Here is an 8,552-nt window from a genome sequence, read left to right as displayed (position 1 = left end):
TAATATTATTGCAGGAATAGTAGCTTACTGCGTAAAAAAACAGAAGCCATGCATTAAGCTGTCAACAAGCGAATCGGGTGTAATGACAGCTTAATAAATGCAGTTTCTTATCCAGATCTCAGGTTATATTAGTGTGCAGATATTTGAACCGGGCTAATTGCGCTAGAAAAAGGGTAAGTGCCTGGTCAATGGCCGAGCTTATCTGTTCATATTCTTCACTGGTTGGTTGATAGTGACTTGCTTGTAACTGACTATCGTATGTAAATATAAGATTGTTTAACCAAAGGGTTAAGCAATCAACGAGGTAATGAGGTTGTGCAGTGCTATTTTTTAGCTCTGTCGCGAGCAGATCAGTTAGACCAAGAGGGCATTCGTAAAGTGTCCATTTATTTCCACGTAACTGTTGATGATGAGTAATACGCGATTGCATTTCACTGTCAATAGCCGTTGCAGTCGCTATATAAACTGGTTTTTCACATTGATTTAATACTGTTTGTTCGGCAAATGCAGATTTTCCTGAGCGTGCGCCGCCTAAAATAAGATGGATCATAATTTACTCTATAGCAAAAATGTTAATAAAGGGTAATGGTGTAGCTCGCTAACAGTACAATGTAGATTATAACTTCAGAAATTTGTTGCGTGGCGCCTAAGCAATCTCCCGTAAAACCACCAATTTTTTCGATTAACCAAGTACGCAATAACACTCTAAAAAGAGCTAATAAGAGCAATATAGTCATTACCTGATAAAAAGAGAAAAAGAGTGCAGGCAGTAAGGCGACTAAAAATAGAATTAAAAGCTCTTGCCTTGATTGCGCAGAGGCGAGTGGTTTGCTTTTGCTGCCGCTTAATTCACTGACATAAGGGGTATTAAAAATCAGGCTTGCTGCCAATGCCCGAGAAAGTGCAAATCCCAGTGATAACGTTATTACAAATGAGAGCGGATTTGCAGCCTCCTGTTGCGCAAGTTCAAACAACAATAAATACTTAAGTGCCATGATGGAGGTTAAAGTAACCACGCCATAAGTGCCGACGCGACTGTCTTTCATTATACTTAAACGTTGTTCAGTAGTTAGTCCACCGCCTATACCGTCGGCCATATCGGCCAAGCCATCTTCATGAAAAGCACCCGTTAAGATAAGTCCCGCAGCCAGTGCTAATAACAAGGCGATAGAAAGAGGAAGAATTTGTATAAAAATAATAAAAATCCCTCCCTGTAATACAGCCAGTAATAATCCAACTAAAGAGAAGTAGCGATTGGCTTGATTAAGCTTACTCGGGGAGTAATGCATGCTTTTGGGAACTGGGATACGGGTAAAGAAACTTAATGCCAGAAAAAAAAGATTAAGCTCTTTCGCACTTTCTCTCTTTATTGTTGCCAATACATTGTGCATTTTTTTCATACTGTAACGCCGGCACTTTCAAAACTTGCCATCTCATTATAAAAGCAGCAAGCGGCTTGAATTAAGGGCAGGGCGAGTGCAGCACCGGTGCCTTCTCCTAGCCTTAAACCAAGTGACAATAATGGTTTAGCAGACATTTCTTTCAGTAGTAATTGGTGGCCTTGCTCTTCAGATTGGTGGGCAAAAATAAAATAATCGAGTATCTGAGGGGCCAATCGATAAGCCGCAAGGGCGGCAACAGTCACAATAAAACCATCAATTACAATGGGAATTTGTTGTCTGCCCGCTTCTAACATCGCGCCGACTATCTGCACAATTTCAAAGCCACCGAAGCGCGCTAAAATAGATATCGTGTCATTTTCTTTTGGTTCGCGTGTTAGGGCTTGTTTTATCAGCTGCAATTTGTGCGCATATTGCTGTTCGTTGATTCCTGTCCCTTTACCAACGCATTGTTCTACAGAATATTCGCTTAGAGCCGCCATTAATGCACTCGCTGAACTGGTATTGGCGATGCCCATCTCTCCCAGTAATAAAATATCCATTCCTTGTACGATCTGTTCGCTGGTTACTTGTTGACCATAAATCAGACCTTGCTGGGCTTGTGCTAGGGTCATTGCGTTGTGTACTGAAAAGTCAGCGGTACCATTACCTAAACGATGTTTAATTAGTTTTGCAGAGGAATATTGTAATTCCTTTTTAATACCAGCATCGACCACATAAAAGTCAATCTGGTTGGCATGGCAGAAGCAATTAATGGCCGCACCACCATTGATAAAATTAGCCACCATCTGCGTAGTCACTTCGCTAGGTGCGATGCTAACGCCTTGATCTGCAATGCCGTGATCACCAGCAAAAACAAGCATGACAGGATGCGAGAGAGTGATCTTTTGGCAAGGAGTGGTGGCATGCTGGCTTTGTATTAATGCTAACTGTAATGCCAGAGGCTCAAGTAAACCGAGTGACCCCTGTGGCTTAGTTTTATTATCAATAATTATTTGAACATCAGCAGAAAGTCGTTTATTAAGTGTTGGGATGGAGATATTAATCATAAGGTTGCCTGATCTTTATTTTATAGGAATCAAAAAACACGAGGCAGGCTAACGCAATAATCTAAACTATTCATTGCTTGCATGAATAGTTTGTATTGCATAATGGATAAGCCAACCGAGTAAGCCCGCACGGTGTTCATTATATTAATTTCCTAGGTGTCCTGACTTAGAAAGATAACCCAATTTAACCCTTCCCAGAGGTATAGATCTCCAGTGGTTTGCTAAATCAGCTTTCATTACAGTTGCGGGTACAGTAGTGGATTATCTGAAGAAACAGCCACTTTCCCTTTTAAGCTTTATAATATCAAATCTACTAATTATCTATTCATTTGTAGTTACTAAAACGAATGCCGGCTTTGTTATTTATCTCTAAATTAAAACAACTGGTTACTGTGATAAATGCCTTGCTTTTATCCGTTTTCCCTAGGCCTAAATAGATCCTCTAATTGATGAAATTGCTATAAGCAGAAAATTAATGAGCGTTTATCATAGCAAACAATGGCAAGAGTAAAAGAGGATTATACCCAAACAGCCTCTGAATCTACATCGTGAGGTGGTTTGGGCATATTCGTTTAGGGTAATAGCGCAAAGGTCACTAACTGCGGCGTATGATCTGACGCTTGTGTTGCCATGCTTTCAGCTTTAATGACTGTTAGTCCGCGGAAATAGATATGATCGAGCGGATGACCAAAGCGGGTGATGCGTTGATCTTGGTTAAATAATACTTCGTGAAAACCATGATTGTGCAGGACCGTGTTAATGGTAGCTAAGCGAGCATCACTCCAAGTATTAAAATCGCCACTAAAGATAACTGGTCCGGGATGCGTCGCTATCTGTGCTAGATAGGGCTGTAGCTGTTTGCGCAGCGGTTCGGTGGTAAAAGTGAAATTCACAGCATGTAGATTAATAAGGAGTAATGAGTCGTGATGATTGTTTAGGGCATATCGGCTTGCTAAGCCCGTTTTGTATACCCTGATCCACGGTTCATTATCGCGTGTACCGCAAACAGATAGTGCTACTTGTCTGCTGAGTGTCGCGACACCATAAACAAAACCTTGGTAGTTAAATGCATAATTTTGAATATAAGATAATTTATTGCGTTCGCTGAAGAGCTTTATCGCGGGGGAATATTTCACCTCTTGCAAGGTCAATAAATCGGCGTCTGCCATCCATTCCTGCAATTTTTCCTGCCATTGATTACCTTGTTGTTTATAAATATTCCAGTTGAATAATGTAAAAGGGGAGGAGAGACCTGTGATAGATCCCTTTGTATACGGCTGGTGCAGTCCTAGCGTTGTGCTGCACTGGCTATTAATTTGCTGAAAATTATTAAAAATGGTTAACTGGGCAGCCGATTTTGGAAAAAAGAGCAAGCCGGTAGTTAAAGCGATCAACAATAAAAGCGCCAGTAGCAAGCGAGGTTTAAGGGCTAATCTTATGTATGGAAATGTGATGTGAGGTTTCATCTGCTTATTTTCTTATTGATGGTCAGGGGTTATCTGGTTATATTGCATATTCAACTCATTATTTTAAAAGGCTTGTATTATGCCATTAGAAAGAACACTTTCAATAATTAAGCCCGACGCCGTTGGTGAACAATTAATAGGTACTATTTTAGCGCGTTTTGAACAGGCTGGTTTAACCCCCGTCGCAATTAAAATGGTACAGCTAAGCAAAGAGCAAGCAGAAGGGTTTTATATCGAACATCAAGGGAAAGCGTTTTTTGAATCTTTAGTCGAATTTATGACATCAGGACCCGTTATCGTGCTGGTTTTACAAGCTGAAAATGCGATTAGCCATTACCGGCAAGTGATTGGGGTTACGGATCCCACGCAGGCAGAGGATGGCACTATTCGAGCGGACTTTGCAACGTCGACACAACATAATGCGGTACATGGCTCTGATAGTCCCGTTTCCGCAGCACGTGAAATTGCTTATTTTTTTGCTGATGATGAAATTTGTCCGCCAGCTGATATTTAATGCTGCTATCCTTACATCGTGTTTATGGTTAGAAGCCAAATTTTTATAGAAGTTGAAATGAGTGATGAATGAATTAATACAGTTAATGGAACAGGTGCCGGTCCTGCTTTATAGTTTTGTGACCATTTTGGGGCTGTTAATCGGATCTTTTCTGAATGTGGTTATTTACCGTTTGCCGGTGATGATGACACGGGAATGGAAAAATGAATGTGCAGACTCTTTCCCTGAAACAAATCTACAAACTGATCAGGAGATATTTAATTTAGTGGTGCCGCGTTCACGTTGCCCACAGTGTAATCATCTCATAGGCTCTAGCGAAAATATTCCTCTACTCAGTTGGTTATTTCAAAAAGGACGTTGCAAACATTGTGCCTGCAAGATCAGTAAACGTTATCCGAGTATTGAATTATTAACGGCTCTGCTCTCTCTTGCTGTCGCTTATATGATCCCATTTGGATGGCCATTACTGTGCGCGTTGCTGTTTACTTGGGCTCTGATCAGTCTGACTTTTATCGATTTTGATACGATGTTATTGCCCGACCAAATAACTTTACCCCTGCTGTGGTTCGGCTTGTTAATCAATATTAACGGCACCTTTGTCGGGCTAACTGATGCGGTGCTAGGTGCTGCCTTTGGTTATTTGAGTTTATGGTCTATCTATTGGGTTTTTAAGCTGATAACGGGCAAGGAGGGGATGGGTTATGGTGATTTTAAACTGTTAGCCGCATTAGGTGCATGGTTTGGTTGGCAAGCACTGCCTTTAATTATTTTAATCTCCTCTTTTGCAGGTGCTATTATCGGCATTGGGGTGATTCTTGCATCTAAAGATAAGCAAAGCCGGCCAATGCCTTTTGGACCGTATCTTGCCATCGCTGGCTGGATTTTCCTTGTCTATGGCGATCCTATAACGCAATTTTATTACTCTTTAGTTTTATAATGGTAGAGCAAGCTGATAAGCCAGAGCTTAATGCGCAGCAACAGATAGATCAAAAATGGATGAATTATGCGCTCGTTTTGGCAAATAAAGCGGAGCTGCAGGATGAGGTCCCAGTGGGGGCCGTTGTCGTTAAAGATGATCAAGTTATCGCGGAAGGATGGAATTTATCGATCCTCAATCATGATGCCTGCGGGCATGCTGAGATTATGGCTATCCGCGCGGCAGGCCAAAAACTTCAAAATTACCGCTTAATCGACTGCACGTTATATGTCACTTTAGAGCCTTGCGCGATGTGTGCTGGGGCGCTAATACATGCGCGTATTAAGCGTCTTGTTTATGGTGCTGGGGACTATAAAACCGGAGCTGCTGGCTCCGTGTATGATTTGTTACGTAGCGAAAAATCCAACCACCAAGTAGTGGTCACTGCAGATGTTCTTAGTCAGCAATGCGCCGCAAAAATCAGTGATTTTTTTAAACGCCGTCGTAAAGAGAAAAAATTATTGAAAAAGCAACTATCTCAATAGCCAGCGTTTAAATGTTCACATTGAACGTTTTTATTAATTTTGTATCACAGCAAACTGTCGATACCATTCCACTTCACTGATTAAATCTTTAGTCGATTGTAATTGGTCAATAAAAGTTAATCCGTTTAAATGATCTAATTCATGTTGAAAAATACGGGCAATAAAGCCGTTTAATTTTTGTTGTTGTTGTAGACCTTGTTGGTCAAAAAAACGCACCGTGATTTGAGCATGCCGAGGCACTAAACCGCGCATACTGGGCACACTTAAACAACCTTCCCAGCCTTTCACTTTCTCACTAGAATAATGCACTATTTCAGGGTTAATGATCGCTGTTGGTACCATTAATGGTGCATCTGGATAACGTGCATTGGGTTTGGAACACATAATAAAAATACGTTGGCTATGATGGATTTGTGGTGCAGCAATACCGACACCACCAGATTCTGATACCGCCAACATCATTTGCTTAATTAATCGCTGGCACTCATCGGCAAGTATATTTTCAACTTCATGCGCTCTTTTTCTTAATACAGCATGGCCTAATTGAGCAATGGAATATGTAGTCGTCATTTTGTGTTAGTCTTTTGTCTTAATGGTTACTTCAATATTTTTACTATCACCTGCAAACCATTTTTGTACGTAGATAGATCCTAAAACAGGTGGCATACCATCCTCTGGTAGTTCTTTATATCGAATGCTGTTTTTATTCTGCTTTTCAATTTCAAATTTAATTTTTTTCTCGGACATAATTTATTTAACCCTTATTTAACGTTTTATAGCATTGTATACCCGTTACTTCTAGGGGCAAAATCAGAAAATCAAAGTGTGCAAGGTTTGCGAGTGTGTTGTCAATAGACGTATCTATTTTACGGGGGGCGATAAACACTCATAGCGTTTCGGGCATATTAATAATCATTACTGTGGGATTTAATTATTCACTTTACAAAAGAAAGGGTTACATGATAAAAAATCAGAAAAAAGCGACTATGTTTGCTTTGATAGCGGTCTGTATGTGGTCCACCGTTGCCACCGCTTTTAAAATCACGCTGACATATTTCTCGCCTATTCAAATGTTATTGGTGGCATCATTTACCACTATATTAGTCTTAACCTGTCTCTGTTACAGGCAAAGAAAGCTACCTCTTTTAAAAGGTTATTTTGTAAAACGGCCCCTATATTATCTACTGTTGGGGTTGCTTAACCCTTGTTTTTATTACCTGATTTTATTTCAAGCCTATGATCTACTGCCGGCACAGCAGGCTCAGTCTTTAAATTATACTTGGGCTATTTCCCTGAGCATCTTAGCCGTGCCCTTTCTCGGCCATAAACTCACTAGAAAAGATGCCATTTCCATATTTCTTGCGTACAGTGGCGCGTTGATTATTGCCACTAAGGGTAATGTTTTTGCATTAGATTTCAGCAGTCCCCTAGGTGTTTTTCTGGCTCTTTTTAGTACACTTCTATGGGCAATGTACTGGATCTTAAATGCCAAAAACAGTGCCGATCCTATGGTGTCATTATTATTATGCTTTGTACTTGGTTTCCCTGCTATTCTTATCGCAACACCCATCTTGAGCGATTTTAATATGCCCGATTGGCAGGGATGGGTTGGTGCTATTTATATTGGTTTATTTGAAATGGGATTTGCTTTTGTTGCTTGGCTAAGCGCAATGCGTTATGCCGAAAATACCGCAAAAATAAGTAACCTAATTTTCATCTCCCCCTTTGTTTCTTTATTACTGTTGAACATCATTATCGACGAGCCTATTTATCCCGCTACGATCGTCGGTTTAGTCTTTATTATTAGCGGATTACTGATCCAACAGCTTAAATCGAGGCGAGAAAAATAATAGCGATTGTCAGATGATATTTTAATTAAGAGCCTATCTAATTGATCTGTTACGCCTTGAATGGTGGAAATCAAACTCAATTTGTGCCCCTGTGTATTCTAATTTTAGACAAGGTGATATGTTGTGGTTAATTAATATTGGCCACAATTTTGTAAGCTTCTTAGGCGCGGGGGCTTCGTCTGGGTCGGCTATTTTCGTATTAGTCAGTATGTTGAGTAATACACTGTTAAATATATCTAAGGTCGAAAAATGTACAGAACTTGCGTGGTTTTTTTTATAATTATGAACTTAATAGGGTGCTCCTCTCATAAACTTTCCTCACCTTCCGGTGATGGTGCTTTTGCTATTCCTATTAAGCTGGAAACAGCCTCAAAAACTTTTGTATGTAGGAAAGTGACATTACATCTTTCTGAAATTAGTGATGCAGGGGGCAGCGACACTCCATTGTCTGTAAGCTTTTTTCCAAAGAAATCAGATTCATACACATTCTTTGACGGTGTAAAAATAGGGGATTATTCCGTGGATAATTTCAGGTGTTTTCCTAATACAGGTTGGATATTTAATTCGTTCCAAGAATATGTGGATGTAGAAGCTTATGGAAGATTATTATCAATAGAAGCAAATAGAATGACAATCCCTGATTTTATGTTCTATGGGAAAGAAGTACAAAAGAGATTTTTTATAAGCTTGCCATTCAGCTCGTCTGAAGCTAAGAAAAATACGATAGAACTTATTAAAAAAGAACAGAATTTAGATGGATGGACTTTTAAATAAATTCATATTTATGACAAATAATCAATGCTCTTATATTT

General features: G+C 39.9%; 11 protein-coding genes, 1 pseudogene and 1 riboswitch. Of the genes and pseudogenes, 6 read left to right on the top strand and 6 right to left on the bottom strand.

Features of this window, described 5'->3' with window-relative positions:
• Positions 1-94, top strand: a pseudogene (locus KSO91_RS17935) (IS982 family transposase); the annotation flags it as partial.
• Between the two features lie 24 nt (positions 95-118).
• Here KSO91_RS17935 and KSO91_RS14735 read toward each other — a convergent pair.
• The 4 genes from KSO91_RS14735 to KSO91_RS14720 form a co-directional block, all read right to left on the bottom strand.
• Positions 119-550, bottom strand: a complete 432-nt coding sequence (locus KSO91_RS14735) for a bifunctional adenosylcobinamide kinase/adenosylcobinamide-phosphate guanylyltransferase (RefSeq protein ID WP_238743795.1) — start codon at positions 548-550, stop codon at positions 119-121.
• 22 nt (positions 551-572) lie between these two features.
• Entirely contained in the window at positions 573-1,400 is an 828-nt protein-coding gene (locus tag KSO91_RS14730) for an adenosylcobinamide-GDP ribazoletransferase (protein ID WP_238743794.1), read from the bottom strand.
• Complete coding sequence (gene cobT, locus KSO91_RS14725) at positions 1,397-2,449, bottom strand: nicotinate-nucleotide--dimethylbenzimidazole phosphoribosyltransferase (protein WP_238743793.1); 1,053 nt, start codon at positions 2,447-2,449, stop codon at positions 1,397-1,399. Before cobT ends, KSO91_RS14730 begins: the two co-directional genes overlap by 4 nt.
• Positions 2,450-2,583: 134 nt before the next feature.
• Positions 2,584-2,782, bottom strand: a riboswitch (cobalamin riboswitch).
• 239 nt (positions 2,783-3,021) lie between these two features.
• Positions 3,022-3,915, bottom strand: a complete 894-nt coding sequence (locus KSO91_RS14720; RefSeq protein ID WP_238743792.1) for an endonuclease/exonuclease/phosphatase family protein — start codon at positions 3,913-3,915, stop codon at positions 3,022-3,024.
• A 79-nt stretch (positions 3,916-3,994) separates the two neighbouring features.
• Between KSO91_RS14720 and ndk the strand changes: the two genes are divergently transcribed.
• The 3 genes from ndk (at position 3,995) to tadA (ending at position 5,890) form a co-directional block, all read left to right on the top strand.
• Positions 3,995-4,429, top strand: a complete 435-nt coding sequence (gene ndk / locus KSO91_RS14715) for a nucleoside-diphosphate kinase (protein ID WP_238743791.1) — start codon at positions 3,995-3,997, stop codon at positions 4,427-4,429.
• Positions 4,430-4,493: 64 nt separating this feature from the next.
• The gene (locus tag KSO91_RS14710; RefSeq protein ID WP_238743790.1) at positions 4,494-5,366 is read left to right on the top strand and encodes a prepilin peptidase; all 873 of its coding nucleotides are present in this window, start codon (positions 4,494-4,496) and stop codon (positions 5,364-5,366) included.
• Positions 5,366-5,890: a tRNA adenosine(34) deaminase TadA gene (gene tadA / locus KSO91_RS14705; RefSeq protein WP_238743789.1), complete on the top strand. Its 525-nt coding sequence runs from the start codon at positions 5,366-5,368 to the stop codon at positions 5,888-5,890. Before KSO91_RS14710 ends, tadA begins: the two co-directional genes overlap by 1 nt.
• Positions 5,891-5,923: 33 nt before the next feature.
• On the opposite strand, the gene def is transcribed toward tadA, so the two are convergent.
• On the bottom strand, positions 5,924-6,460 hold the full coding sequence (def, locus tag KSO91_RS14700) for a peptide deformylase (RefSeq protein ID WP_238743788.1): 537 nt from the start codon (positions 6,458-6,460) through the stop codon (positions 5,924-5,926).
• 6 nt (positions 6,461-6,466) lie between these two features.
• Entirely contained in the window at positions 6,467-6,637 is a 171-nt protein-coding gene (locus KSO91_RS14695; RefSeq protein ID WP_238743787.1) for a hypothetical protein, read from the bottom strand.
• A 212-nt stretch (positions 6,638-6,849) separates the two neighbouring features.
• Here KSO91_RS14695 and KSO91_RS14690 point away from each other — a divergent pair, with 212 nt between their 5' ends.
• Together KSO91_RS14690 and KSO91_RS14685 are read left to right on the top strand one after the other, a co-directional pair.
• Positions 6,850-7,740, top strand: coding sequence for a DMT family transporter (locus KSO91_RS14690; protein WP_238743786.1), 891 nt, complete (start codon positions 6,850-6,852; stop codon positions 7,738-7,740).
• 249 nt (positions 7,741-7,989) lie between these two features.
• Positions 7,990-8,514: a hypothetical protein gene (locus KSO91_RS14685; protein WP_238743785.1), complete on the top strand. Its 525-nt coding sequence runs from the start codon at positions 7,990-7,992 to the stop codon at positions 8,512-8,514.
• The last annotated feature ends 38 nt before the right edge of the window (positions 8,515-8,552 follow it).

The organism is Psychromonas antarctica (assembly GCF_022267535.1).
In the GTDB taxonomy this organism is placed as follows: Bacteria; Pseudomonadota; Gammaproteobacteria; order Enterobacterales; family Psychromonadaceae; genus Psychromonas; species Psychromonas antarctica.
Note: the sequence above shows the minus strand (reverse complement) of the source record. Positions and strands in the feature narration are given on the sequence as shown.

What these genes read in the sequence shown, in the direction of transcription:
- KSO91_RS14695 (WP_238743787.1), bottom strand. Translation starts at nt 6,637, where the DNA reads ATGTCCGAGAAAAAAATTAAATTTGAAATTGAAAAGCAGAATAAAAAC.
- def (WP_238743788.1), bottom strand. Translation starts at nt 6,460, where the DNA reads ATGACGACTACATATTCCATTGCTCAATTAGGCCATGCTGTATTAAGA.
- KSO91_RS14730 (WP_238743794.1), bottom strand. Translation starts at nt 1,400, where the DNA reads ATGAAAAAAATGCACAATGTATTGGCAACAATAAAGAGAGAAAGTGCG.
- ndk (WP_238743791.1), top strand. Translation starts at nt 3,995, where the DNA reads ATGCCATTAGAAAGAACACTTTCAATAATTAAGCCCGACGCCGTTGGT.
- tadA (WP_238743789.1), top strand. Translation starts at nt 5,366, where the DNA reads ATGGTAGAGCAAGCTGATAAGCCAGAGCTTAATGCGCAGCAACAGATA.
- KSO91_RS14720 (WP_238743792.1), bottom strand. Translation starts at nt 3,915, where the DNA reads ATGAAACCTCACATCACATTTCCATACATAAGATTAGCCCTTAAACCT.
- KSO91_RS14710 (WP_238743790.1), top strand. Translation starts at nt 4,494, where the DNA reads ATGAATGAATTAATACAGTTAATGGAACAGGTGCCGGTCCTGCTTTAT.
- KSO91_RS14685 (WP_238743785.1), top strand. Translation starts at nt 7,990, where the DNA reads ATGTACAGAACTTGCGTGGTTTTTTTTATAATTATGAACTTAATAGGG.
- KSO91_RS14690 (WP_238743786.1), top strand. Translation starts at nt 6,850, where the DNA reads ATGATAAAAAATCAGAAAAAAGCGACTATGTTTGCTTTGATAGCGGTC.
- KSO91_RS14735 (WP_238743795.1), bottom strand. Translation starts at nt 550, where the DNA reads ATGATCCATCTTATTTTAGGCGGCGCACGCTCAGGAAAATCTGCATTT.
- cobT (WP_238743793.1), bottom strand. Translation starts at nt 2,449, where the DNA reads ATGATTAATATCTCCATCCCAACACTTAATAAACGACTTTCTGCTGAT.